Annotated in this window: 20 protein-coding genes; 8 read left to right on the top strand and 12 right to left on the bottom strand. The window is 60.8% G+C overall.

The genetic code is table 11. From position 1 onward, the window contains the following. Positions 1-128: 128 nt before the first annotated feature. Positions 129-878 carry a helix-turn-helix domain-containing protein gene (locus RE4_RS09065; RefSeq protein WP_060938465.1) on the bottom strand — a complete coding sequence of 250 codons (750 nt, stop codon included), beginning with the start codon at positions 876-878 and terminating at the stop codon, positions 129-131. Here RE4_RS09065 and RE4_RS09060 point away from each other — a divergent pair. Next, the gene (locus RE4_RS09060) at positions 853-1698 is read left to right on the top strand and encodes an ABC transporter ATP-binding protein (RefSeq protein WP_060938449.1); all 846 of its coding nucleotides are present in this window, start codon (positions 853-855) and stop codon (positions 1696-1698) included. The two genes, RE4_RS09065 and RE4_RS09060, sit on opposite strands and share 26 nt — an antisense overlap. Next, positions 1695-3002 (top strand): FtsX-like permease family protein, encoded by a 1308-nt coding sequence (locus RE4_RS09055; RefSeq protein WP_020906135.1) that lies wholly within the window; start codon positions 1695-1697, stop codon positions 3000-3002. The genes RE4_RS09060 and RE4_RS09055 overlap by 4 nt, the downstream gene beginning before the upstream one ends. An 18-nt stretch (positions 3003-3020) precedes the next feature. Here RE4_RS09055 and RE4_RS09050 read toward each other — a convergent pair whose 3' ends face one another. The 5 genes from RE4_RS09050 to RE4_RS09030 form a co-directional block, all read right to left on the bottom strand. Further along, positions 3021-3869, bottom strand: coding sequence for a sterol desaturase family protein (locus tag RE4_RS09050; protein WP_060938448.1), 849 nt, complete (start codon positions 3867-3869; stop codon positions 3021-3023). Between the two features lie 292 nt (positions 3870-4161). Further along, entirely contained in the window at positions 4162-5541 is a 1380-nt protein-coding gene (gene gad, locus RE4_RS09045) for a glutamate decarboxylase (RefSeq protein WP_019746876.1), read from the bottom strand. Between the two features lie 90 nt (positions 5542-5631). Continuing rightward, the gene (locus RE4_RS09040; protein ID WP_060938447.1) at positions 5632-7617 is read right to left on the bottom strand and encodes a YhgE/Pip domain-containing protein; all 1986 of its coding nucleotides are present in this window, start codon (positions 7615-7617) and stop codon (positions 5632-5634) included. Positions 7618-7620: 3 nt separating this feature from the next. Next, positions 7621-8256 carry a P-loop NTPase family protein gene (locus RE4_RS09035; protein ID WP_024488313.1) on the bottom strand — a complete coding sequence of 212 codons (636 nt, stop codon included), beginning with the start codon at positions 8254-8256 and terminating at the stop codon, positions 7621-7623. Positions 8257-8460: 204 nt separating this feature from the next. Further along, positions 8461-9741 carry a metal-dependent hydrolase family protein gene (locus RE4_RS09030; RefSeq protein ID WP_060938446.1) on the bottom strand — a complete coding sequence of 427 codons (1281 nt, stop codon included), beginning with the start codon at positions 9739-9741 and terminating at the stop codon, positions 8461-8463. A 170-nt stretch (positions 9742-9911) separates the two neighbouring features. On the opposite strand from RE4_RS09030, the gene RE4_RS09025 reads away from it, so the two are divergent. The 5 genes from RE4_RS09025 to RE4_RS09005 all read left to right on the top strand — a co-directional run bounded on the left by RE4_RS09025 (position 9912) and on the right by RE4_RS09005 (position 16926). Next, a complete protein-coding gene (locus RE4_RS09025; protein ID WP_024488179.1) occupies positions 9912-10553 on the top strand; it encodes a hypothetical protein in 642 nt (213 codons plus the stop codon). 1112 nt (positions 10554-11665) lie between these two features. Beyond that, a complete protein-coding gene (locus RE4_RS31010) occupies positions 11666-11818 on the top strand; it encodes a DUF1049 domain-containing protein (RefSeq protein ID WP_225989417.1) in 153 nt (50 codons plus the stop codon). Positions 11819-12258: 440 nt separating this feature from the next. Continuing rightward, positions 12259-14025, top strand: coding sequence for an oleate hydratase (locus RE4_RS09015; protein WP_060938444.1), 1767 nt, complete (start codon positions 12259-12261; stop codon positions 14023-14025). A 159-nt stretch (positions 14026-14184) separates the two neighbouring features. Continuing rightward, a complete protein-coding gene (locus tag RE4_RS09010; RefSeq protein ID WP_021332382.1) occupies positions 14185-15174 on the top strand; it encodes a linear amide C-N hydrolase in 990 nt (329 codons plus the stop codon). A gap of 117 nt (positions 15175-15291) precedes the next feature. Continuing rightward, the gene (locus RE4_RS09005; RefSeq protein WP_080572269.1) at positions 15292-16926 is read left to right on the top strand and encodes an MFS transporter; all 1635 of its coding nucleotides are present in this window, start codon (positions 15292-15294) and stop codon (positions 16924-16926) included. Positions 16927-17156: 230 nt separating this feature from the next. Here the strand turns inward: RE4_RS09005 and RE4_RS09000 are convergent, their stop codons facing one another. The 3 genes from RE4_RS09000 to RE4_RS08990 form a co-directional block, all read right to left on the bottom strand. Beyond that, complete coding sequence (locus tag RE4_RS09000) at positions 17157-17966, bottom strand: PE-PPE domain-containing protein (RefSeq protein WP_020968420.1); 810 nt, start codon at positions 17964-17966, stop codon at positions 17157-17159. Between the two features lie 188 nt (positions 17967-18154). Further along, positions 18155-19342, bottom strand: coding sequence for a serine hydrolase domain-containing protein (locus RE4_RS08995; RefSeq protein WP_060938443.1), 1188 nt, complete (start codon positions 19340-19342; stop codon positions 18155-18157). A 144-nt stretch (positions 19343-19486) separates the two neighbouring features. Next, entirely contained in the window at positions 19487-19774 is a 288-nt protein-coding gene (locus RE4_RS08990) for a MerR family transcriptional regulator (RefSeq protein ID WP_020906139.1), read from the bottom strand. A 484-nt stretch (positions 19775-20258) separates the two neighbouring features. On the opposite strand from RE4_RS08990, the gene RE4_RS31005 reads away from it, so the two are divergent. Further along, positions 20259-20495: a hypothetical protein gene (locus RE4_RS31005; RefSeq protein ID WP_127159965.1), complete on the top strand. Its 237-nt coding sequence runs from the start codon at positions 20259-20261 to the stop codon at positions 20493-20495. 133 nt (positions 20496-20628) lie between these two features. Here the strand turns inward: RE4_RS31005 and RE4_RS08985 are convergent, their stop codons facing one another. The 3 genes from RE4_RS08985 to kstD form a co-directional block, all read right to left on the bottom strand. Then, on the bottom strand, positions 20629-22392 hold the full coding sequence (locus RE4_RS08985) for a cholesterol oxidase substrate-binding domain-containing protein (RefSeq protein ID WP_060938442.1): 1764 nt from the start codon (positions 22390-22392) through the stop codon (positions 20629-20631). Between the two features lie 69 nt (positions 22393-22461). Next, positions 22462-23319 (bottom strand): enoyl-CoA hydratase ChsH3, encoded by an 858-nt coding sequence (chsH3, locus tag RE4_RS08980; RefSeq protein WP_003945880.1) that lies wholly within the window; start codon positions 23317-23319, stop codon positions 22462-22464. Continuing rightward, on the bottom strand, positions 23309-25033 hold the full coding sequence (gene kstD / locus RE4_RS08975; RefSeq protein ID WP_172932259.1) for a 3-oxosteroid 1-dehydrogenase: 1725 nt from the start codon (positions 25031-25033) through the stop codon (positions 23309-23311). Before kstD ends, chsH3 begins: the two co-directional genes overlap by 11 nt. Between the last annotated feature and the right edge of the window lie 42 nt (positions 25034-25075).

Here is a 25075-nt window from a genome sequence, read left to right as displayed (position 1 = left end):
TGTATGCCGCTGCCGGTGTGGAGGACGTTGCGGGCAGTCTTCGGGACGTTCCCGGATTGGCGCGCCTCTACAGTCGTCTGTCGTTGCTCGCGAGGACGGAGATGGACAGCGTCAGCTGAGGGGCAGCGTCAATTCCAGGTGAGGCCGCCGGTCGCGGCGCTGGGCGTGAGCCCGAACATACTGTGGCAGATACGGTTGAGATGGGCGCTGTCGGTGAAACCGGCCTCGTGTGCACTGGTTGTCAGGGTTGCGCCACTGCTCATCACTTCCATGGCACGTCGTAACCGTAACCAGCGGATGTAGGTCGAAAAGTTCATCTGCAGTTGATCGTTGAAGATTCTTCCCAGCCGTCCGGGCGAGATGGAGACCAGGGCGGCGATGTCCGTCAGTGTGACCTGCCCCGAGATTCTCTCGGGAAGTAGCGTCAGGGCATGCTCGAGGGCCGGGTGAAGAGCGCCTAAGTTCGACGCCTTTTCGCGTTCGGATAGTGAATCGATCAGCCTCGCTGCGTATTCCAGATCCGAATCAGCGCCGCGGTCCGTCATCGCTACTGCGGTCTGCCCACGGTCCGACCAGTCGGCCACACCACCGCGGCCCGGCTCCGGTGGCCTGATGCGCAGACCCATCCCGGTGGTGGAGTCAATGTAGATCGCCCGTCCCCGCGCATCCTCGGAGGCGGACAACGCGTGGACCGCCCCGGATGGAATGACCACGGACCGCACGACTTCACTGTGGCCGTCCCCGTCCGTGACCGTGACGTCCCCGTCGTCGATGATCATGATCTGAACAGCGGCGTGCGAATGCATGTGCGCGGATCCCACTGCGCCGGTGAACATGAGAATTCCGGGCTGCATGTGGACGGCGCCGGACCAGGTCATGTCGGAAATCATAGTGACGACCCTGACAGAGCTCGGGGTCCGGTCATCCTCCGGTAGGACCGAGCTCAGTCCGAAGATCGTGCGCTGGGCCGATGTGTTCGCGAAGGGTTCACGAGAAGGTGGAATCATGAACAACGCACAAGCACCCGCAGTCCTGTCGGTCCACGCGCTGGGCAAGTCGTACGGCGAAGTTCCGGTGCTCCGAGGTGTATCGCTGGAAGTGCGCGCCGGTACTGCTACGGCCATCATGGGTCCTTCAGGATCGGGGAAGTCGACACTGCTGCATTGCATGTCAGGAATCGTCAAGCCCGACTCGGGAGCAATCTTGCTGAGCGGCCGGCATATCGAGAACCTCGGTGAGAACGACCGCAGCCGGCTCCGACGGGAGTCGTACGGGTTCGTTTTTCAATCGGGCCAACTGTTGCCGGAGCTTCCGGCGATCGAGAACGTCGCTTTGCCCTTGGTACTCAACGGGTTGTCCATCGCAGAAGCCAAGCGGACGGCGCACGGCTTCTTCGCGCCCTTGGGGCTGGACGGGTTGCAGGATCGTCGCCCGGGTCAGATGTCGGGTGGGCAGTCGCAACGTGTCGCGATTGCGCGAGCGTTGGTGACCAAACCCGCCGTTCTCTTCGCGGACGAGCCGACCGGTGCCCTCGACGCGCAGACGAGTTGGGAAGTGATGAGGGTGTTGCGTGATTCGGCTCAACAGATCGGTTCTGCGTTGGTCGTCGTCACTCACGATGCCGAAGTCGCTCGGTGGTGTGATCGCACGATGATGATGCAGGCCGGTTCGCTCGTCGGGACACAGGTGGCGGCATGAAGGCCACAGCGCGCGTTGCATTGATGACGGTGCGAGGTGAAGGGCGAAAGGCCTTGAGTACCTTCGCGCTCCCAGTGTCCGCATTTGCCGCCTCGACGACGTTGTTGCTGACGGTGCTCGGCGGCTACGGTGCATTCGCGGGCAGATCGAGCGAACCCGAAGCCGAGGCGTACCTAGCGCTCGCAGGGGTTGCTTCGGTGTTGATGATCGTTCCAGCCGTCACTCTCGGTCTGGCGGCGGCCCGCTTGGGCGCGCGCCGTCGCGACGAACGACTTGCCTCGCTGCGACTCATCGGATCCACCCCTCGCCAGATCGTTGCGCTGTGCGCTGCGGAATCGGGTATCCAGGGCTTGGCCGGTGCGTTGATCGGTGTGGTGGGATACCTCCTCGCGTTGCCGCTCGTAGCTCTCTTGAGATTTCAAGGTCGGACATTCGAGTGGAGTGAGCTTTGGGTAGGCGCACTTCCGCTGGTGGGCATCGTATTCGGAATGACCATCCTGGCTGCTTTGACGTCGATGCTCGGGATGCGCCAGGTGTTCGTGAGCCCGTTGGGCGTCACGGCGGGCAATCCCAGCGCCGCACCGAAGATGATCTTCGCTGTGGCTGGGGTGGGGGTTCTTGTGGGATGGAGTGCATTCGGGGGCTCCGCGGCAAGCATCGCGGCAATCCTGGTGGGCCTTGGTCTCTGCTTCGGCGTTGTTGCGTTGGTCGGTCCGTTCGTCATTTCGCTGCTTGGACGGATCATGCTCAAATGCGCCAAAGACGGTGCTTCGCTGATTGCGGCGCGTCGGGTCCTGGATAATCCGAAGGCTGTGTGGCGCACGGTCAGCGGTGTGACGATGGCCAGCTTCGTTGCCGCAGGCACATCTCTCCTCGCCGCGATAGGCAACGGGGAGGGGCAGGATTTGCAGCCAGGGCAGGAGTTCCTGTTCGCGGACATGAGAACCGGGGTGTTGTTCACTCTCGGAGCAACATTCACGTTGGCTGCCATCTCGTCTGCGCTCACCCAGGTATCCGGGATCCTCGACAACCGTGAGCTGTATCGGAGTCTGACTTTGGCCGGCACACCTGTCGAGGTGATGGACAGCGCCCGCATGAGGCACGTTCGCACTCCCGTGGTGGTGATGGCACTGGCCGGCGCCGGCGCTGCACTGCTGTTCCTCTTCCCGCTGGCAGGGGCAGCCGTATTGACCACTCCGATGGCGCTGGTTCAGTTGGGTGTCACCCTGGCTGTGGGGATCGCGTTGGTGTTGGCCAGTGCGTTTGCAGCCAAGCCCGTCATGCGACGGGTACTCGCGGGCTGAATCTCCACCGATCGTCCCTCAGTTCTGTCTCCGGAACGGTTCGGTCAACTGGCCGATGTAGTCGTCCGGGTAGTCGGGCTTGGCCGCCATTCCGAGATCGTCACTGCTGAAGCGCTTTTCCGGATCGAAAGAATAAGTGCGGAACAGGTGATCCCAGATCAGAGTGAACAAGCCGAAGTTGACGTCACCGATTCCAGCCCACTTCAGGTGATGGAATCGGTGGCCGGCGTTGAGGGCGAGTATCGGACGCAGGGGGCCGATGCGGTAATCGGCATTCGAATGCTGAAGCAGGAGTTGGACAGCGACACAAACCGCGAGCGCCGAGGCAACTGGAACGGGCATCCCGAGGAGGATCAGTGGCAGGACGCCGCCGGCGGTTTCGAAAGTCTGATGCACGGGGTGCTTCATCAGTCCGTTCATACCGTAGAACCGTTCGAGGCTGTGATGAACCGCGTGGAAACGCCACAACCATCCAACCTTGTGGCTGATCAAATGCACCACGGTGATGCCGAAATCGGCAACCAACACTGCGAAGACGACCTGAAGGACAAACGGAAGACCGCTCGGCCACAGCCCGTCGAACGGAATCACTGCGGCCATCAACGGGATGACCGCGACGCTGACCAAGATGAGGGATTCGTTGACAAACGCATGGACAGCGTCGCGAAACCTGTCCGGTCCCGGGGCATTCCACGCGGATTCGTAGGGAAGCGCCCGTTCGGCCGCGAAAGAGCAGACCACTGCGAAGAGAATCAATGCCACCAGTGACCATTTCGGCGCGCCGGATGCCGCCAGCGCGATTGCGGCTCCGTTGATTCCCAAGAGCATGAACGGGACGTACCCGTATCTGACGATGAAGGTGAGCATGTGATCGATGGTGCTTGATAGCGGTTGCTCTCGACTTGTACGAATCGGTCGACTTTCAGTCAGTCGAAACTGCCAGACGTACGTTTGACATGCACATCTGCCGCAGTGCGTTCTTCGCGGTGAGCGCACACGCACCGTGGTTCCGGTCGATCCGTACGAACGGCGTGCACTGACCGGGCTAGCAGGCGGAGTCGATCTTTGCCTGTTGCAAAGTGTTCGTTGGTGCAGCTGGTCGTCCAGAATTAGAAGCTTGTTGAGGGGAAGCGGTTCTGAGGCTGCCCCTCAACAGCAGTTAGTGGGCGAAAGCAGTCCTTTGGGGTCGATCGGCGTTGCTCTTACGAAGTTGCTCGACGACTTCGTTGAGGGCGGTGGCGAGTTTGTACGCGAGATCTTGGCTGAAACCTTCTCGTAGCACGATCCGCAGGACGGCGACATCTTCGGCGTCGGCGGGCATGGTGTACGCGGGCACTTGGAATCCGCGTGCCCGGAGTTCGTGGGAGATGTCGAAGACAGTGAAGCCTGGGTCGTCGACGACTTCGAAGGACAAGACCGGTATAGCGGTGCCGTCGGTGATGATCGCCATGTTGTCGATCTTGGAGATTGCGGCGGAAAGCATAAGCGCGGTGTCGCGCAGCGATTCCATGATCTGGGTGTATCCGGCGACGCCGAGGCGGATGAAGTTGTAGTACTGCCCGACGACCTGGTTGCCAGATCGAGAGAAGTTGAGGGTGAAGGTCGGCATGTCGCCGCCGAGATAGTTGACCCGGAACACCAAGTCTTCCGGTAGGTGTTCTTTCGAGCGCCAGACGACGAAACCGATGCCAGGATATGTCATGCCGTACTTGTGGCCACTGACGTTGATCGAGACCACACGCGGAACCTTGAAGTCCCACATCAGCTCGGGGTGCAGGAACGGGACGACGAAACCTCCACTGGCAGCGTCGACGTGGAGGGGGACGTCGGGACCACCGTTTGAGGCGATCTCGTCGAGGGCTTCGGCGATCTCGGCGACGGGTTCGAGCTCGCCGGTGAATGTAGTGCCCAGGATGGCGACCACGCCGATGGTGTTCTCGTCGACGGCGTCACGGACCTGTTCGGGAGTGATGACGTAGCGGCCCCTTTCCATGGGGAGGTATTTTGGTTCGACGTCGAAGTAGCGGCAGAACTTTTCCCAGACGACCTGGACGTTGCTGCCGAGGATGAGATTGGGCTTCGTGGTGTCTTTACCTTCTTGTTCGCGGCGCTGGCGCCAGCGCCATTTGAGTGCGAGGCCGCCGAGCATCACAGCTTCGGAGGACCCTACCGTTGAGACCCCCGTTGCGGACGCAGGGTCGGAGGTCAGCCCTTCTGCGTGGAAGAGGTCGGCAACCATGTTGACGCAACGAGTTTCGATCTCCGCTGTCGCGGGATACTCGTCTTTGTCGATCATGTTCTTGTCGAATGTCTCGGCCATCAGCTTGTCTGCCTGAGGATCCATCCAAGTGGTGACGAAGGTTGCCAGGTTCAGTCGGGAACTGCCGTCGAGCATCAGTTCGTCGTGGATGAATCGGTACGCCGCTTCGGGATCCGACTCGGCCTTGGGCATTTTCAGAGCTGGAATCGGATCGGTGCCGAGCCGTCCTGTGTACGCCGGTGCGAGGGTTTCGGTGGGAGCTGCGAAGCTGTCTGACATTTTTTTCTCCTCCAGTATGCGAGCGTGCGGGGTACGACTTGGACGGTGATTCAAATGTGGTCGACTGTGAAGATGTTGCTGTGCAGTGCTTTACACCTCGATGGACGGGTACAGGCGTTCCATGGTGTAACGCCGGTTGCGGCGCACGGAGAGTGCGCTGATAGTCATCGAGACGAGCAGAATGCCGGTCAGGACGGCGATTGCTGTCCAGAGTCGAGAGTCGACGTGTTCGGCGGTGATGAGTTGCCGGAGGCCATTGACGGTGTATGTCATCGGGTCGAACGGATGAATGTATTGGAAGGGCGTCGCTGTCGTGGGCACTGGGTAGATGCCGCCGGCGGAGACCAGTTGCAGCATCAGGAAGGCCAATGTCACCACTCGGCCGACTGCGACGCCGAAGAGAGCATTGAACATCTGGATCATCGCCAAATACGTCGCCGAGACCAGCATCAGGAACAGGATAGTTCCGGGAACGTGTTTGACGTCCAGGCCGACCCCGATGTGGACCACGGCGTACATCGTGATCACTTGGAGGATGCCGATGAGCAGTGCCGGCCAGTAGGAAGCCAGAACTGTGCGATAGAGGCCGAGGTTACTGACAGTTGCGCGGGATTGTAGCGGGGTCAGCAGCATCCAGGTGATGATGCAGCCGACGAACAGGGCCAAGGAGAGGAAGAACGGCGCGAATCCGGTACCGAATGTGGGTGCCTCGTTGGTGTAGTCCTGCTTGAGTGCGACTGGGGTGGACAGGGTGTCCGCGGTAGCGTTGCGTTGCGCGTCGGTCCAGCTGGGTACTTGCCCAGCGCCCTGTGCGAGTGCGTCTGCCAGTTCGCCTGAGCCTGATTGCAGCTCGACCATCCCCGAAGCTAACTGATCGGCTCCGCTCGCGAGCTGGGTGCTGCCGTCGGTCAACTGGATCAGTCCGGAGTTCAAAGTCGTGGCTCCGGAACTGAGCTGGTCGGCGCCGTCGCGTAGTTGCCGGACGTCGGAGGCGAGCCCGCCGTTTTGCAGCAGCGCGAGTCCGGATTGCAGGGGACTGGATGGATCCGTCAACTGGTATTCGAGCGCGCGCGCATCACCGCTGAGGCGCGCTATCTCCGCTTGTATTGCGGCAGTGTCACTTTGGGGTTGTGCTGCCACGAGAGGTGTGAGAGCTGCAACGGCCTGTTGTGCGAGCGGATCGGTGCTGGGTCCGAGAAGGTCGAGCACCCGCTGGATTGCCGGGGAGACGGTAACCTGCGGCGGCTTGGGGAGGCGATCCCCGAGGGTGGTGAGGGATTGCCGCAGTTGCGCAGCTTGCGCACCGACGTCGGAGACGGCAGTGGAGTCGAGGGCGTTGAGCAGTGGGTCGGCGACGCCGTCGATGGCTGTGGCGAGTTGCCCGGCGCCGGCTGCGAGCTGCGCGGAACCATCGCGTGCGGTGACCATGTTGGTGGCGAGTTCGCCTGCACCGGAGCTCAGTTGATCGGCCCCACCTTTGGCGGTGTCGATCCCGGCCGCGAGGGTCTTCGCTCCGTCGGCAGCCTGGCCCAGGCCCGAACCGGCGGTCTGTAGGCCCGTCAGGACTTGGCCGACGCCTTGGGCGCCGATGGTCGAGTTGACCTGATTGATGACCTGTTCGGACGCGTCCTGCCCGATGATGGTGGCTAGATAATTATTGGCGTCGTTGAAGGTGAAGGTGAGATCGGCCTTCTCGGGGTTGTCACCGTTGGGTGACTCGACAGCGTCGCTGAAGTTCTCCGGCAAGGTGATGGTGAAATAGTACTTGCCGCTCGAGAGTCCGGCTTGGGCTTCTTGATCCGAGACCTCCGCCAAATCAAGTTGCCCGGAGGCGATGAGCGATTTGACGACCTGATCGCCGGCATCGACTTGTTGGCCTGTCGATGTTCGCCCCGAGTCGTTATTGACAATCGCTGCGGGGATCTTGTTCACCTCGCCGAACGGGTTCCAGAAAGCCCACAAGTACATGGCGCCGTAGAGCAACGGCAACAAGATGATGGTGACGATCGCGATTCGTGGCAGGGTGCCGCGGGAGTAGCGTTTGATATCACTGCCCAGAGATATACCTGCGAGCATCGCTCACCGTCCTTCGGTCATGACGCCGATGTCACCGGCGCCCAGCAGGCCGTGCATGTTCACCACGGCATGGACGCCGCTGTCCGGCGGAAGGTCGTTGACATCGGCGGTGATCACCGACTGGTGCTCTCCCAATGCGACCAGTCGGCGTAACAACATTGTCCGCTCGTCGTCGTCGGCGATCTTGTCGACTCGACCCACCACCAGTAGCGGTGGTCTTTTGGTGTTCGCGACGGCGATCCGCAGCAACAGTTGTTGGATCTCCGGGAGATCGTCGACGAAGGCATTGAGCGGGGGGAGGTCTACGCCGCCAAATGTGTACGCACACATATCTGCTACTTGATCTTCGCTCACCCGGGGCACGAACTTGTACCACGGTGAATTCCATCGCAACTGTTCGGTCACCATGTCCCGCACCGTCACCGATGGGCGAACTTCGTCGAGTTCGTTCAGACATGCGATCGCCGAGACAGCCAGAATTCTCGAGGGTTTCTCGTAGCCCAGCACAGTCAATGACCCGGACGACAATCGCATCCGTCCGCATAGTGCCATCAGCAGGGCTGTGCGCGCGGCACCCGATTGCGCGGCCAGGACGGTCACACCGCCAGCCTCGATGTCGATGTCGAGTGGACCGAACACATGCCCCCACGGCCCGTGGAGCTCGATACCGCGGGTGGACACCAACGACCCTTCGACTCGGTCCTCAGGTAATTCCCAACGCTCGAAACGTGTTTCAACCAACTTGGACTCCCGACTCGGTGGAGCACGAGGACACATCGACCCGCTCAGGTGTTCAGCTTGAATTGGCTGCACGTCAGACGGATCAACGCGATGAAGACGTTGTCACAGTATGTTTTTGACGACCTGACCATTTTTGACAATGACGGAGAGATGTTTGGCCGGATCGGCGAGCAGGCTCAGATCCTCGAGTGGATTGCCGTCGACGAGAAGAACATCTGCCCACGCATCCTTGGCGATCACTCCGAGTGGTGCTTGCCGGTACGGATCGCGTTCGCCGGCAAGACGGAAGAGTTCGGCATTTCCCGACGTGAGCATCCGAAGTGCTTCGGCATTGCTGTAGTGATCACCGAGTCGCGCCGCCATTTCACTCTGCCGCGGCGCAAGCTGCGGCTCGAGCAAAAGATCCGTACCCCACGCTGTTTTGACACCGTGCTTGCGTGCCCAGCTGTACACATCGTCAGTGCCGGTGCAGATTTCGCGATCCTTTTCTGCGCGGCCCGGATCCGGATAGTGGTGATCGCCCAGCGCGAAGGGCTGCATCGAAAGCCAGATGTCCTTCTCAGCCATCAGAGCGATCGTCGCCTCGTCAGCGAGATGACCGTGCTCGATGGATTTCACGCCAGCTTCGATGGCGCGGCGAATGCCGGTGACGTTGTAAACGTGGGTGGCGACGTAGGTGCCGTAGTCGGTGGCCGCGTGCACTGCTGCACGAAGCTCGGGATCGGTGAACTGGACCGTGTAGAGCGGGTCGTACATCGACGCAGCGCCGCCGCCGACCATCATCTTGATCTGAGATGCGCCCTTCTTCAGCTGTTCGCGAACAGCTGCCAGTACCCGGTCAGGGCCATCTGCGACGCGCATGAAACCAATTTCTTCGGCGCGAGACTGCTTGCCTCCCAACGCGGTCGGGCATTCGTAGACAAACCCGAAGTCGCCGTGTCCGCTGGTTTGGGAGATGGCAGCCTGGGAAGGGTAGATGCGCGGCCCCTCGAACAGGCCTCGATCGATCACGGACTTGATGCTGCTTGTGTCACCCGCCATGTCCCGGACCGCTGTGAACCCGCGGTGCAGCATGTTCTTTGCTTCAGCGAGGCCGTTGAGTGCGATGTGCGCTTCACTGCCGGTCACCATGTCGACGTATGAATTCGCGTTACCGACCAGGTGAACGTGGGCATCGCTCATGCCGGGCATGAGTACTCGATTACCACCGTCCACGACAGTGGTCTCGCGGCTCGGATCATCCCCGACAGGCGACTCCGACACCGCGGCGATCGTGGTGCCGTCGATCAGAACGTCCCCGGCAACAAGGGTCGAGGAGGTGCCGTCGAAAACACGGACATTGCGAAACAGCAAACGATTTCCAGCTGGAGGAGTGGCTGTCATAAATCGGACATTAGCACCCAAAGTGGAGTCATGCTTCGGTAAAGTAAAAAACAAGCAGATGGTTTTAATTTGTTTCCGCGTACCCGCGGCGGGCGGATCGAAATCAGTGCCTGATGACCAAGGTCCCGAATGGAGGACTTTTCATATCGAGTCCAAGTACACTGCAGCGCATGCTGATTCACCCGACCATTCGAATGCAGTCGTGGGGATTCGTGATCGGATCCGCACTCTTCGCGCTCGGGTCGGCACCCTTCCTGTCGGTCTTCTTCGGTGCCGCACTCGCCAACAGCTTCTTCTTCGCGGGCTCCTGGTTCTTTACCTGCGCGGCTTTCGTTCAGTTGGTGCTGGCCGGGCCAGCAACCACAACCGACTCGGGGCGTCCCGCGATCCGGGCCGTCTGGCTGTCTGCTGCCGTGCAGTTACTCGGGACGATTTTGTTCAACGTCAGCACCGGGGCTGCGCTGCACGCGCTTACGCTACGAGGCGAGATGCACTTGGTCTGGAATCCGAACGCGGAGGGCTCGATAGCCTTCCTCGTCTCGAGCGGACTGGCTGTCCTCATCCTGCTGAGGGAAGGCGCTTACTGGGCACCGCAATCGAAGGAATGGCAAAGCGTGTGGCTGAATACCTTGGGATCCATCGCATTCGGAGTCTCCGCGATCGGATCGTTCGTCTTGCGAGACGGGAACACGTTGGACCCGAACATGGCCAATATCGGAACCTTTGTCGGCGCAATATTCTTCCTGCTGGCATCCGCAGTATTCCTCGGAAGGAGCAGCCGTCCGGCTGCTTCTATGGCCGAAGCAGTCTGAACGCGCCACGTCGCGCCCGCAATATCGAGGAATTCGCTGAGGTGGGGGAGATCGCCGACCTGCGCTGCTACGCCCACTCGATCAAGTTCTCAAACTATTGCGGGATGGTTTCGTAAAAGTTCGGCAACGGTATGGGATGTGTTCACTCTGGGATCGATGTTTTGCTTCCATCCTTCTGTGAAGCGCGCGTAGCCGTCGTGAACAGTTCGTTTTCGAGAGGGAAGCAGACCCGTATTTCAGGACAAGAGCCGAACCGTTCGATGATAGTTTCCCGGCGAGATTATCCTCTGATGAAAGGGTCAACGATCGGATACTAAATTGCTATTTTCACTTGCTTTATCGTATTTGACGAGGTGACAAGCGGTCATTCGCCGCTCTGGGGAGTCCGTGTTTCGAACATGCTGTCGATGCGTCAGGAATCTATTTCGGGCAAGCGTTCGCCGGGAGTCGATTTCACCGGTCGTACGCCGCTTCAACAGCGCGCGAACTGCACCTCATTGACACCACGATCCGAGAGTCAGGAGCAGGGCAACGATGAGCGCGGTAGCCGCCGGCAACTACCAGTCGATCCGCTTTCCATCGCTGACCAGCGCACGGATCTCCCGACCTTCCGTATGGCTCAGGCGATGAGAACGTCGAGTCCATATCCGGTGACGAGGCAGATGCCGGTGTCTACTCTAGGCAGGTTCCGCACGCACAGTAACGCATCTGGACTGAATAGAAAGCCTCAGGTTCAAGCGAAATGCCAGAGAGACAGTGTGTGAAGGCGAATTGCTTACGCAATCTAAAGCCGACATTTCGGCGCCACTCGTGTTATGTTTCGATTAGCCACGTAATCCCAGTTGGTTCCGCTCCAGATTTCAGCCATTACCGGGATCGCGGGTAGGAAACCTCGGCACGCCGAGACACAAAATCTCAGATCCTCGCCGCCAGACGTGAACAGAACTGGATCGGTACGGGAGAGTCCGGTATCTCCTTCGAAAAAGCATTCGATCGATATCACTCGACATAGAATGGGGTACCTCCCATGAGTTCGGAAACCCGGCAGGCATCCGCCCGATCAGTACTCGCATCACGTAACACCCTCGCCTTTGCTGTTGGTGGTGCAGGCGGTGACCTTTATCCTCCAGAACCGGGCCGCGACCACGATCCAACTGTTTTGGGTCTCAGTGCAGTCCCCACTCTGGCTCACCCTCGTCGTGATACTCGTCCTCGGATGGATCGCCGGCTTGCTGACCAACCGCCGTGCGAAAACTGCCGACTGAACCTCGAGGACGAAATAATGATCGCAATCCGGAAAACCAAAGTCCTCGGTACATGCGTTCGGGGATCACCGATCGCGTTCGAGACGGCCTTCAAGGGGTTCGACGTCACGGCGTACGGCATCAGCGAGACGCCATTCGCCGCATGTAGACGGGATTTCGAGTCATCGGAGACGTCCAAACGCGACGTCTCCGAGCGGCTGACAGCTCGGTCGCCGTCGTATCCGAAAGATTCTAGTTTACAGCAGATCTCGCTGTCGCTGTCGCGACGTTCTCCTGTCGTCGAGGCGGCCGCTGTATTCCCTACAACATCTTGGCTCCCGGTGTCGCTGTAATGCAAATACTTTCGGCGTGGCCGAAGGAAAACTACATCACCAAGAGAAAACTCGGAATCCATTCCGTGAAGGGTCCTGTCGCCAAACCTCTAAATGAGATGGGGAACAATGTATTACAGCAGTGGAAACTACGAAGCGTTCGCGCGGCCACGCAAGCCTGACGGGGTGGACGGCAAGACTGCATGGTTCGTCGGTTCGGGGCTTGCATCGCTTGCCGGTGCGGCATTCATGATCCGCGACGGCCAGATGGCAGGAAACAACATCACCGTCCTGGAGCGGTTGAAATTGCCCGGCGGTGCACTCGACGGAATCAAGGAACCGGAGAAGGGCTTCGTCATTCGCGGTGGCCGCGAGATGGAAGATCACTTCGAATGTCTCTGGGACCTGTTCCGCTCTGTCCCCTCGATCGAGGTCGAAGACGCCAGCGTGCTCGACGAATTCTACTGGCTCAACAAAGACGACCCGAACTATTCGCTGCAGCGCGTCACCGAACGTCAGGGTGAGGACGCGCACACAGACTTCAAGTTCAATCTGAACTCGAAGGCGCAGAAGGACATCATGAAGGTCTTTCTCACTCCGCGTAGCGAACTCGAGAACAAGCGCATCAACGAGGTGTTCGGCAAGGAATTCCTCGCAAGCAATTTCTGGCTGTACTGGCGCACAATGTTCGCGTTCGAGGAATGGCACAGTGCTCTCGAAATCAAGCTGTACCTGCATCGATTCATCCATCACATCAAAGGCCTGCCGGACCTGAGTACCCTCAAGTTCACCAAATACAACCAGTACGAGTCTCTCGTGCTGCCGCTGTACACGTGGCTGCTCGATCAGGGAGTGAATTTTCGGTTCGATACCGAAGTCACCGACATTGACTTCGATATCACGGGTGAAGTCAAGCGGGCCAAACGCATTCACTGGAAATCCGAGGGTGTTTTGGGTGGGGTCGACCTCGATGACGGCGACCTGGTGTTGACTACCATCGGCTCGCTCACCGAGAACTCGAACAACGGAGACCATCACACGCCGGCGAAACTCGACGAGGGCCCCGCTCCGGCGTGGGATTTGTGGCGTCGTATAGCAACAAAAGACCCCGCATTCGGACGACCAGACGTCTTCGGTGGGCACGTCGCAGAAACCAAGTGGGAATCAGCGACAGTGACCACGTTGGATGCCCGAATCCCAGAATACATCGAAAAGATATGCAAGCGTGACCCATTCAGCGGACGCGTAGTCACCGGCGGCATCGTGACAGCACGAGATTCGAAGTGGTTGATGAGCTGGACCGTAAACCGGCAACCGCACTTCAAACAACAACCCAAGGATCAGATCGTCGTCTGGGTCTACTCACTATTCGTCGACGTCCCCGGTGACTACGTCGACAAGCCGATGCAGGAATGCACCGGCGAGGAAATCACCCAAGAGTGGCTCTATCACATGGGCGTTCCAGTCGAGGACATCCCGGAACTCGCGGCCAATGCGGCGAAGACCGTTCCAGTGATGATGCCCTATGTCACTTCCTTTTTCATGCCCCGTCAGGCCGGTGACCGGCCTGCGGTTGTACCGGATGGTGCCGTCAACTTCGCCTTCCTCGGCCAGTTCGCGGAAACAACACGCGACTGCATCTTCACGACGGAGTACTCGGTCCGCACCGGGATGGAGGCCGCGTACAGCCTGCTCGGGATCGAACGCGGAGTGCCGGAAGTTTTCGGCTCCACCTACGACATCCGCAAACTTCTCCAAGCAACCTACTTCCTCAATGACAAGAAGGAGGAGAGCGTGCCGTTGCCGAAGCTACTTCGCCGCAGACTGGACAAGAAGCTCGACGAGAACGAGATCGGACAGCTGCTGCACGAATACCACATTCTTCCCCGAGAATGACGCTGGTTTCTGAATGTCTTTGTCAATGAGGGCTTCTGAGAGAAAATGCCCGTTCGGCTGTGGTCGAAGGGGCGTCTCGTAGCTGAATCTCGGTCTGGACCTCGGGGCTGAACATCGGGCAATTATGAAGTTCGCGAAGAACTACGGAAGGCAAAATCAATGTGTACCAGGGTGATGTGGCCTGATGCGGCCGGATCTGTTCTTGTCGGACGAAATATGGATTACCATCGGGACACCGGTACGAACCTGTGGTCGCTTCCGCGTGGGATCAAACGCGACGACGGCGTAGGCGGTTCTCTGAGTTGGACTGCCGAATACGGCAGTGTCGTGGCCGGCGCTTTCGACATGATGTCGGTCGACGGTATGAACGAAGCGGGATTAGCAGGTCATGTTCTGTGGCTAGCGGAATCGGATTACGGTACTCACGACACGTCGAGACCGGCTCTGAGCATGGCGGTCTGGCTGCAGTACTTCCTGGACAACTTCTCCACCGTTGCCGATGCCGCCGCGTGGATCAGCGACGTCGACGTTCAGGTTGTCCCACTGGGCGATCCGGCGACCGGCGAAGTGCCTGCAGTTCATCTCGCGTTGGACGATGCGACCGGTGATTCGGCGATCATCGAGTACCTGGATGGCAAGGCCACCGTCTGGCACAGCCGCGAACACCTAGTGATGACCAATTCCCCGGCCTACGACAAGCAGATCGAACTTCTCAAAGAGGTCGACGGCTTCGGGGGCGCCAATCCTCTGCCAGGCACCACACTCGCAGCCGACCGGTTCGCCCGCGCCGCATACTACGTAGGCCGACTGCCTCAACCTAAGAGTGAAGTCGAGGCTGTCGCGGGAATGTTCAGTGTGATCCGCAATGCGGCGCAACCTTTCCGCATCCCCGACCCGGACAAACCCTATGCATCGCAGACGATCTGGCAGACGGTGGCAGACTTGACCAACAAGCGGTACGTCTTCGACTCGACCACGCGACCTAATGTCGTCTGGGTGGATCTGGACAAGTTGAACTTCAATGAAGGTGCGCCTGCGGGCAAACTCGATCTGATGGGCGATACATCCCTCGAAGGAGGGCTTGCCGGCAACGTCTCTCGCCGATTCGAGAAGACAGCCGCGATGAAATTCCTGACCCTGCCGACCTGATCGAAGCCAGCAGTTCGCAGGGAGGGGGGCCACCCAGTCAGGTGGCCGCCCTCGGCGTCGCTGCTCGTGACCGATATGCCACCGTCGAGACAACTCAGATCCTCCTAGGGGCGCATCATGGATACCGCGGACCCGTTGCCTTCCTCTCCCGTTACAAAAGCGCTTACGAGTGACGCCCACCCGAGGGTGAGTTGGCTACCGCTGGTACTAGTGTGTTTCACAGGGTTGGTATCTGTGTTCAACGTGACGGCGCTGCCGATGGCGATCAGCGGCATCGTCGACGGCCTGGACACCACCATCTCGAACGTGCAATTGGCGATCGTCGCTTACGGGGTATTCGTCGCAGCCTTCACGATCACGGGCGGCAAGATCAGCGGCGTGCTCGGTGCCAAGAATGCTCAGCTGCTCGGGCTGGGCATCTATGCGTTCGGTATGCTGTGTTGCTTTCTGGCACAGAATATTTCAATGCTGATTGCCGGCGAGGCGATCGCTGGACTCGGGGGCGCGCTTCTCGTGCCCAACGCGTTGGCGATTCTGGGGCAGGCGTATTCCGGTCCACAACGAACCGTTGCGGTATCGGTCCTGGCGGGTACGACCGGTATCGGTGCCGCGTTTGCTTTGTTGGTTGGTGGTCTGCTCGTCCAAGCCTGGGGATGGAGGGCGCCCTTCGCGCTCTTGCTCGCCATCACGGCAGGAACAATCGTCATCGCATCACGTGTGGCCCTTATCCGGATTCCATTCCGTGGGTCCGTCGACAAGACGAGTATCGCGCTGTCTGCCGTCGGGGTGCTGTTGTTGGTCGCAGCCATCAATCAGATCGGATCATGGGGGCTCGTTCTCGCCGCCGAGTCCGCACCGGTGAGTGTGCTCGGACTCTCGCCTGTGCTCGCATTGCTGGTGATCGGCGGCCTCGTCCTGCACACGTTCGCCGCCCGCCAGCACTTGTTGCTCCGGGGAGAAAGAACACCGCTACTCGAACCTTCGGTGTTCGAGTCTGGTCTCAACCGAGCGTGTTTGAGTGGGTTGGTTGCGATAAACCTGTTGATGGCCGGTGTGAGCTACCTGCTACCGCTGTACACCCAGATGGTATTGGGCAAGAGCCCTCTGGGCACGGCAATGATACTGATACCTATCTCTTTGGCCGCACTCGTCTCCGCGGCTGCAACACCTGCACTGATGCGACTGCTTGCGTGCCGATGGCTCCTGACAGGGGCGCATGTACTGGCCGCCGCGTCGGCGATTCTGTTGGCACTGACCATCTCGAACCAATGGTCCGGTGCATGGACATTGATCAGCGAAGTGTGCTTGGGTCTCGGCATCGGAGTCGGATTGAGTGCGGGCAGTGCGCTTCTCATGGAGACCAACCCTCCTGCTATCGCGGGTGAGATCGGCAGCGCTCGAGGAATGGCGAACTTTCTCGGCCTGTGCACCGGCACCGCCGTTGCCGGGGCGGTCCTGATGTCCGTGCTCGCGCAGTCTGCCTCGGTCCGTATCACGAACAGCCCAGATCTACTGTCCAGCGGCAGTATCGAGGTAACGGCCAGTTCGGTCAGTTTCGTCGCCAACGATGACCTCCGCGCCAGTCTCACTGGGCTGGAACTGACCTCGGCGCAACTCGATCAGGCGGTGGAGATCAACGTCGAATCCAGGCTGATTGCGCTGCGGGCGAGCCTCTCTGTGCTCGGGTTAGCGGCGCTCCTCCCGATCGTGACGTTCCGCCACCTGCCGACTCGCCGCCAGGAAGCGGACTGATGCGACTTCGGCCGCCTGCGGCGCCATGCCGGTGGAGAGCGACTGCGCGTCACGATCTTGAATAGTTTTGTAGAGCAATAGACGTAACGCGGAGTAGTGCATCCCGACCTGCGGCAGGATGCACTCAACTTCTCGACGTCTGCATCGTCGGCGTGTAGAGGGCGTTCCAGCCGGGTGGTTCCTGCGGAGGTGGTGGAGATGAAGCGATGGTGCCCTAGCCAGCCGTCCGGCTACTTCGTTAGTACGGTCGCGAGTGCAGCGCTCAGATACGGAGTGATGTTCTCGACGACCCGCGTCACGATCGCAGTGGCAACGTCGGCGGGTTGCAGTGGCACCGACGGCGTCTGCGGCAGTGCCGGGGGAGCAGGCGGAGCGGGCTCGGACATCATCGGCGTATAGGTGTTGTGCTTCGTGAAGTAGCCGAAGACCGAATCCACGAACACCTCGGGCGCATCACGCGGCTTGGGCATGTTGCAGATGCCGTCACCCTCGATGCAGACTTCCTGCACTGCGATGTCTCCGAATCCGCCCCGTGCTCCGGACATCGTCGCTCCCGGAACGACATTGGGCACTACGGTTTCGATGCCCCCGGCCGAGTTGCGAGGGTCGGCGTAGAGGACGCCTTCGACTTGCGACTGCGGAATGGATCCGTCGCGTGCGATGTCACCGAGAACGTCACCGGCAATACGCGCTCCCTGTGAGTATCCGGTGACGACGATCTCGCTGCCCGGGCACTGAGCGTGGAAAGCGTTGACTTCAGTGCGAAGCGTCTGGGCGCCGGCGGCAACGCTCTGGTCGTACGTCTGATCGCCGAGCGGCCAGAAGCTGGCGGGGTAGGTCACCGGCTTGGAGGCGTAACCCTGGGCCACGTAGCGATCGGTGACGGGTTGCGTCGTTTGTCCCGTCGGATCCCACGTTCCGCCGACCGCGAATACCGCACCGGCAGGGCACGACCCACTGTCATTCGGGTCCGCTCCGGCAGGCACCGACATCACAAGAGTCACCCCCGCTGTGACTGCAACCGTGCATGCCACTGACATCGCGTATTTCCTCATCGGGCCTGTCCCCATCTATCTACGTTCTCGTTCACTGGCGAGACAACCCGCGGTCCGACGCGTTTCGTTCGGTACTGAAGAGAATGGTGATGGGGCGATAAGTCCTGGAGGTAATCCGTGCGTAAACAGGAAGTTGCCGACCGACGCTGTTTGCTACCAGCGTGTGTGGCGCGTCACGGCGTCGGGACCTGCGGTGGGTGATCCGGTTCGAGGAGGGTTCCGATCGCCTTGCCCATCGGCACGGCGTTGTTGAGGTCCGCGTTGGTTGTCGGCCCGAGCGTGGCGTAGACGACGATCGTCGTCTTCGAGTCGGGGTAATAGAGCGCAAGCCCGTTGTAGCCGCCGTACGACGGGTTCATCACCAGCCAACCGTCGAGGTGCCCGGTCCCGAAGGAAAAGAACTTGTCCGCCGTCATACTTCCCAAGCCCGCCGTCGTCGGCGTCATCTGCTGCTCGAAAGCCTTGTCGGAGAGCAACTCTCCCGTTCCGAGCGCGCGCACCCATTTTCCGACGTCGGCGACAGGCGCGTTCATGTTTCCGCTGTGCAGGAAAGCCGTCGGATTCCAGAAAGTGGAGTCTTCGAATACTCCGCGTTCATTGGTGTAGCCGTGCAGGATCGGCTCGTCCATCTGCGACGTGAGCACAACGCTGCTGTGATCCATCCCGAGCGGATCGAAGACGCGCTGCTGAAGTAGGTCGCCCAGCGGTTTTCCAGTCGCTTTCTCCATGACGTCGCCGAGCAGCGTCAGGTCGCTGTGCGCGTACGCCCAACTGGTGCCGGGTTCGAACAGCGGTGGGCGGGAGTTGGCAAGATTCAGGATCTCCTGAGAAGTCCAGCCCTTCATCGGGTTGTCCGTGAAGAGTTTGAGGAACTGTGGATCGGTCACGTAGTCGGAGATGCCCGACGTGCTGTTTGCCAGCATTCGTGGAGTGATGGTGTCTGCGCGTGGAAAGTTCGGTTCCCACTTCGCGATCGGTTGATCGAGGGGAAGCGTTCCCTCTTCGTCGAGTTGCAGCAGGACTGTCGAGAGCATCGGTTCCATCGGCTGACCGACGCGCAACTGCATGTCGGTTGTCGCCGGAACTCCGATAGGGGACTCTCCGACGGCACCGAGAGCAATCTCGTCGTCGCCCCGCCACACTCCGAACACGGCGGCACTGAGGCCCAAGTCGGCCACCTGACGGCGGACGAGGTCCGCGATCTCGGTGGATTCCTGACTGCTCGCGGTGCTGGGAGATGCGCTGCTCGTGTTTGTTGCCGAGTCCTCGTCGGAACTGCACGCAGCGGTTGCAATGGCAACGGTCAAGGTGATCGACAGAGCAGCTAGCCGCACCCGAGTGCGGTGGTGGGAGGAATTCATGCCTGCGATCCCTTCGATGTGGAAATCGAGCAACCGACGCCTAGCAATGTCCCAATTGACTGAATTTAGCGCAGTTCGAAGGGGGAGGGAACAGATTGACGGTTAGGGGTGACTGCTACTCCCAGTGCCTGATCACGTCAGTCCTCAGTCCGGCGTTGCGTCCGATTCCGCTCGTCGGTCCTGCGCTTGCTGGAGCTCGGCGTTGATGCGACGAGCCTCGGTGAGTTGGTCTTCGAGGATGATGATGCGGCAAGCCGCGTCGAGCGCCGTGCCGTTGGCTACGAGTTCGTGCGCGCGGGCCGCGATGCGCAGCTGGTACCGGGAGTAGCGGCGATGTCCGCCCTCAGAGCGTTGTGGGGTAAGCAGTTTCGCGGCATCGAGGCTACGAAGGAAAGCTTGCCTGACACCGAGGATCTCGGCCGCATGTCCCATGCTGTACGCAGGATAGTTCTCGTCGTCGAATCTGCCGGAGGGGTCCCCCGGTGGTGTATCTGCCGGAATGGCTCGCTTCTTTCGCTGAACGGACGGGGCCCCCGGCGCGAGGTGCGCCGGGGGCCGGATGGGGTTGAACTTACTTACATAACTGCATTCTTTCGAACTTCCGGACTCGCACAAGACATCCGGTAGCCGCTTTGAAGGGGGGTGCCGGGTCCGACTACACACTCACACACGAATTCGGCCCCGGCACGTCCCTGCCCTGCGGTACTGCTTGCGGGTAGTTCATCTCTCCCGCATCTCTTGACTCGTTCCTTGCTACGAGAAAAAAGATACAACAGCCTCGCGAGAATGTCTACCCTGACCGCTGTAGATATTTTGTTGCGAACTTTCTAGGTATCGGAGTTCAGGAACGGCCTGGTCACCGGGGGTGAGAGCGCTCCATGTGAGTCATGGGAGATGAATCTGGGACAATGCTCCGATGCGAAATACCCCGAAGTCCGAGTCGTTGTTGCGTGCCCGCGCGGAGAGGGAAGAGCGCACCGGCTCCTCCGAGCAGCCCGGAGGTGGCGCGTCGAACCCCGGAGAGGACTCGTCGTCGTCCGAGCCGGGGGCACGCAGCGACAGCGCCACGATTCGGTCGGCTAGATCCGAGCTCTCAACTCATGCCAGGGCAGTGGAAAGTATGCACGAGGCGATCCATCCTGATCGCGATTGAGGCAGTTGCCTGGTCGGGATGGGGGGACTACTTCATCCCGCTCACTGCAACGCACGACGGCCGCCGCACTCCCGAAAGTAGGGGAGTGGCGACGACCGTCGAGTTGTCAGAGCGTGTAGGTGGTTCGTGAACCTCAGGGCAACAACTGGTCCAGGAACGTGTTGCTGAAGACCTTGTGCGGATCCAACGCGTTGAATGCGGCGTTGGCGGTGTCCCAGTTGTCGCTCGATGGGACGCCGTCGCGGTAGGTCTGGGGGAGGCCCTGGGTGATGATCGGGGCGTCGGTGTACGGCTTGTCGGGGCCGAACGCCCAGCCCTTGGACCACTCGGGGCGGAAGGTGGCGTCGTTGTTGTTGTAGTGATTACGCATCCACTGTTCCATTTCGCGGTAGAACGCGAACATGCCGGGGGTTCCGGGGACGCCGAGGACGTTGAGCCAGATGGCGGTGTCCCATTCCGGATGGTCTGGGCGCGGGCGCATGGCCGAGATGGTGGGGGCGCCTGCCGAGTCGACCTCGACGTCCGAGGGTTGATCGAGGCCGCAGCAACGGATTTCGACGGGGCCGTTGAGGGGGAACTGTCCGATAGAGCGGTAGTACTCCATGCGGCCGTTGAACCACTGGGTGAAGTCGTGGATGACCTGGCCGATGTTGGCGCGCGAGGTGATGACGGCTCCGCCGCCCTCGGTCAGACGAAGGGTGGTGGCCCGGATGTAGAACTGGACGTCCTTGGACCATCCCCACAGGTCGTTGGAGAAGGTCGCGGCGAGTCCGGCAACGGTGGTGGCGTACATGATCTGCCCGAATGCCGGTGCGATGCCCGGGTTTCCGGCGTTGATCTGCCCGATCATGTCGGTGACCGGCTCCGGGAGGTTGTCGGAGAAGATGTAGTTGTAGGGCCCGGTCACCTCACGCGAGAACGGCGGCTTGGTGGGGGCAAGTGACCACACCTTCATCCACGGGCGTTCGGTGAAGGGGTACCAGATTGCTTCTGCGCGACCGTTTTCGCGGACGAACTTCTCGAAGGTGCGTCCGGACGCTCCGCGGGCACCGAAGAGTTCCTGCCAACCGATGTCGGTGTGGCTGACGCAGCGCATGCGGTAGTTGGGAGCGGCCTGCAAGGTCACGGAGGTGAGGAAGGTGCGTCCGAGGTGAGTCAGCAGCGGCTTGATCGCTGCATCGCTACGCGCGTACGTCTCGAGCGCGTACTCACTGCCGTTCCAGACCACTGCGGTCAGGGAGGTGACGAGGTTGGAGAGCGAGCCGAAAGTCTGTCCGGGAACGTGTGCTTCGCCTTCGGCGGGGAGCGCTGCACCGTGAGCGTCGACGGCGAGGCAGCCGGCGATGGTCAACACACCGGGCGCCGGCAGGTTCGCGAACCCGAGGCCCTGTGCCTGCAGTGCGGTGGTGATGGCGTCGAGGGTCGCGCCGGGTCCTGCGGTGACGGTAGCCGGGCTGCCCCCGGCGTTGACGGAGACGCCGGTGAGGTGGACCGTGGTGTCGGCGAGGATGACCTTGTCGACCGGCGCACCGTTGACGATGGTCAGCGGCGTCCAGCCGTGCATGGCACCGCGGGGACGAATGGTGTAGCCGTTGGCATGACCCCAGTTGGCGAGGCGGACTACGTCTTCGGGCGTCTTGGGCGAACAGGTCCAGATCGCGTCGAGCATGATCTCTTTGGACCAGTTCTGATACGCCTGCTGGTACAGCGCGATGCCTTCGGGGAAGGCAGGCGGCGGCGTGAGGGTGGAGACAGGACCACCCGCGGAGCCGGAGGAGCCGGCGGGGACGGCATAGGCCGGCGTCCAGCCGGCGAATGCGGTCGCTGCCACGGCGCCGGCTCCAGCGGCCATGAAACCTCGTCGGGACAGTCGGAACTTTTCGTCTTGTGCCGTCATCTTCGGGCTACTCCATCGGGTTCGAGAACTACGGTGAGTTCTAACAGGTGGGTATCAGACAGGTTGGTATCAGACAAGAGTGAGAACTACGTCAGCCAGGGCAGGAGCTTCGCGCTCCAGTACGGAAGCTGAGATCAGGAGTCGCCCATTGTCTTTCCAGATCTGGATACTCAAGTTCTCGCCGGGAAATACGACCCCGGCAAAGCGGGCCCGAAATCCGGCTACCCGACTGCTGTCGCCGTCGAGCATGGTATCCACTGCGGTCTTGCAGACCATTCCGTAAGTACACAGTCCATGCAGGATAGGCGCTGGAAAGCCTGCCGCGGAGGCGAATTGCGGATCCGAGTGCAACGGATTCCGATCACCACACATCCGGTACAGCAAAGCCTGCTGTGGAAGCACAGGCGTCACCACTGTCTCATCTGCTTCGCGATCCGGAAGCGTAATCGACTCCGACGGACCACGTTCACCCCCGAAACCACCCTCGCCGCGGGCGAAAATGGACGAGCGAGCTGTCCACAGCGGGTTGCCCTCGGCGTCGACCGTGACGGATTCCTGCACGATCACCGCGGCCTTGCCCTTGTCCCAGACCTCGGCGATTCGAGTTGTGGTGCGGCCACTTCCACTTGCCGGGATCGGCTGATGGACAGTGACTTCCTGGCTCCCGTGGACTACCTTCGCCAGATCGATTTCGACGCCGGGGAACGAGACCTTCGGCGCTTCGGTGGCGTGGAAGTTGGCGGCGACGGTGGCAAAGGTGGGTAGTACCTGAGGCTTTTCGTCGTCGAGGTATCGAAGCTCGTTCGGATCGAGCGGCCGAGCACCTGCCCCTAGTGCCAGGTGGTAGTGCTGCACGTCCGACGGTGTCCATGAGAACTCTTGTGGCGCAAGCTCGGCGCCGAGTGCGATCTTCGGATCAATTGGCATGGTCGACCGCCGTCTTTTCAGCTGCCGGTGCCTCGGTGCTCTCAGCCTTCTTCGCACGCTCGACGATGTCGAGTACTGCCAGGTAACCGAAAGTCATTGCGGGACCGATGGTCGCGCCTGGTCCGGCGTAGGTGTGGCCCATGACCGGAGCGCTCGCGTTGCCAGCGGCGTAGAGGCCGTCGATGACGCTTCCGTCTTCGCGTAGTGCTCGGCCGTTGACGTCGGTGCAGATACCACCCTTGGTGCCGAGGTCACCCGGAACCATCTTGATGGCGTAGAACGGAGCCTTGCTGATTTCGGCGAGGCTGGGGTTCTTCAGTCGGGGATCGCCGTAGTACGCGTCGTAACCACTGTCACCGCGTCCGAAGTCCTCGTCCTTGCCGTTGCGTGCGAAGCCGTTGAACCGGTCGACGGTTTCGGTCAGCGATGCGACGGGAAGCCCTGTCTTCTCGGCCAATTCGGCGATTGTTCCCGCCTTGACCACGATGCCGGCCTTGAGCCAGCGGCCGGGGAAGGGGGAGCGGGGAGTGATACCGGCAAACGTGTAGCGGTTGCGGTAGCGCTGATCGAGGATCATCCACGTCGGGATGTTCTCGCCGGCGCCTTCGCCCTGACCGTACTCACCGCCGTACATCGCATGGGTTGCCTCGACGTACGGAGCAGCCTCGTTGCCGAAGCGCTTGCCCGACATGTTGACCATCATGCAGCCCGGGAGGGTGCGCTCGGAGAGAGCGAACCACGGTCCGCCGGTCAGCGGAATGGACGGGCCCCACCAGGCGTCGTCCATGAAATCGACTGCAGCGCCGACTTCTTGGCCTGCGCGGATACCGTCGCCGGTGTTTGCCTTCGCGCCGACGGTCCATTCGGTGCCGATGGGTGCGCGCTGGTACTTCTCACGCATTTCCTTGTTGTGCTCGAATCCGCCGGATCCCAACACAACTCCGTGGCGAGCGCGGATGACCTGCTCCTCGCCGTCGATTAGGACGTTGACGCCGCGAACTGCGCCGTCTTCGGTGTACAGGGAGGTCAGCGGGGTGTTCAGCAGGATGGGTACTCCGGCGGACTGAAGTCCGAGTCGAATACCGGCGACCAGTGCCTGGCCGCGAACCAGCAGATCCTTCTTTGTGGCCTTGGCTGCGAGGAATCGCATGCCGACCTTCATGGCGCGCAGGGGTCCGCGAGGATTGCGCATCAGCAGGTTGAGCCACTTGTAGTCGGCCTGGGTGATGACGAAGTTCTTGGGGGCCTTGACGTAGTCGGGCTCGAGGTTCTTGCGGTCGGCGCCCAACTTGTTGCCGTCGAACGGGGTGGGCTCGACACTGCGGCCACCGAGGCGTCCGCCGGGAGCTTCCGGGTAGTAGTCGGAGTAGCCGGGCACCCACTGCAGTTCGAGAGGGCTGTTCTTCAACACGAACGAGAGCATCTCGGGACCGCGCTCGAGATAGGTGTCGATGCGTTCGGGAGCGACGACGTCGCCGATGATGCTGTGCAGGTAGGAACGTGCGGCCTCCGGGGTATCGGTGACACCGTCCGCCTGAAGTGCCTCGTTGTTGGGGATCCAGACCCCACCACCGGAACGGGCGGTCGATCCGCCGTAGTGGGCGGCTTTCTCCACGATGACCACACTCAAGCCCTGGTGGGCTGCGGTCAAGGCCGCTGTCATACCTGCGGCACCACTGCCGACGACGACGATGTCGTATTCCTGCTTGCTCATGTAGAACACGTTATAGAATGATGGGGGTGTCAGTCCATGCTT

Origin of the sequence: Rhodococcus erythropolis NBRC 15567, assembly GCF_001552595.1 — a bacterium.
GTDB classification, from domain to species: Bacteria; Actinomycetota; Actinomycetes; order Mycobacteriales; family Mycobacteriaceae; genus Rhodococcus_F; species Rhodococcus_F erythropolis.
Note: the sequence above shows the minus strand (reverse complement) of the source record. Positions and strands in the feature narration are given on the sequence as shown.

Bases quoted from the DNA above. Each gene is read 5' to 3' on its own strand.
- RE4_RS09060 (WP_060938449.1), top strand. From the start codon at position 853: ATGTGGACGGCGCCGGACCAGGTCATGTCGGAAATCATAGTGACGACC.
- RE4_RS09065 (WP_060938465.1), bottom strand. From the start codon at position 878: ATGACCTGGTCCGGCGCCGTCCACATGCAGCCCGGAATTCTCATGTTC.
- RE4_RS09055 (WP_020906135.1), top strand. From the start codon at position 1,695: ATGAAGGCCACAGCGCGCGTTGCATTGATGACGGTGCGAGGTGAAGGG.
- RE4_RS09050 (WP_060938448.1), bottom strand. From the start codon at position 3,869: ATGCTCACCTTCATCGTCAGATACGGGTACGTCCCGTTCATGCTCTTG.
- gad (WP_019746876.1), bottom strand. From the start codon at position 5,541: ATGTCAGACAGCTTCGCAGCTCCCACCGAAACCCTCGCACCGGCGTAC.
- RE4_RS09040 (WP_060938447.1), bottom strand. From the start codon at position 7,617: ATGCTCGCAGGTATATCTCTGGGCAGTGATATCAAACGCTACTCCCGC.
- RE4_RS09030 (WP_060938446.1), bottom strand. From the start codon at position 9,741: ATGACAGCCACTCCTCCAGCTGGAAATCGTTTGCTGTTTCGCAATGTC.
- RE4_RS09025 (WP_024488179.1), top strand. From the start codon at position 9,912: ATGCTGATTCACCCGACCATTCGAATGCAGTCGTGGGGATTCGTGATC.
- RE4_RS09015 (WP_060938444.1), top strand. From the start codon at position 12,259: ATGTATTACAGCAGTGGAAACTACGAAGCGTTCGCGCGGCCACGCAAG.
- RE4_RS09010 (WP_021332382.1), top strand. From the start codon at position 14,185: ATGTGTACCAGGGTGATGTGGCCTGATGCGGCCGGATCTGTTCTTGTC.
- RE4_RS09005 (WP_080572269.1), top strand. From the start codon at position 15,292: ATGGATACCGCGGACCCGTTGCCTTCCTCTCCCGTTACAAAAGCGCTT.
- RE4_RS09000 (WP_020968420.1), bottom strand. From the start codon at position 17,966: ATGTCAGTGGCATGCACGGTTGCAGTCACAGCGGGGGTGACTCTTGTG.
- RE4_RS08995 (WP_060938443.1), bottom strand. From the start codon at position 19,342: ATGAATTCCTCCCACCACCGCACTCGGGTGCGGCTAGCTGCTCTGTCG.
- RE4_RS08990 (WP_020906139.1), bottom strand. From the start codon at position 19,774: ATGGGACATGCGGCCGAGATCCTCGGTGTCAGGCAAGCTTTCCTTCGT.
- RE4_RS31005 (WP_127159965.1), top strand. From the start codon at position 20,259: ATGCGAAATACCCCGAAGTCCGAGTCGTTGTTGCGTGCCCGCGCGGAG.
- RE4_RS08985 (WP_060938442.1), bottom strand. From the start codon at position 22,392: ATGACGGCACAAGACGAAAAGTTCCGACTGTCCCGACGAGGTTTCATG.
- chsH3 (WP_003945880.1), bottom strand. From the start codon at position 23,319: ATGCCAATTGATCCGAAGATCGCACTCGGCGCCGAGCTTGCGCCACAA.
- kstD (WP_172932259.1), bottom strand. From the start codon at position 25,033: ATGAGCAAGCAGGAATACGACATCGTCGTCGTCGGCAGTGGTGCCGCA.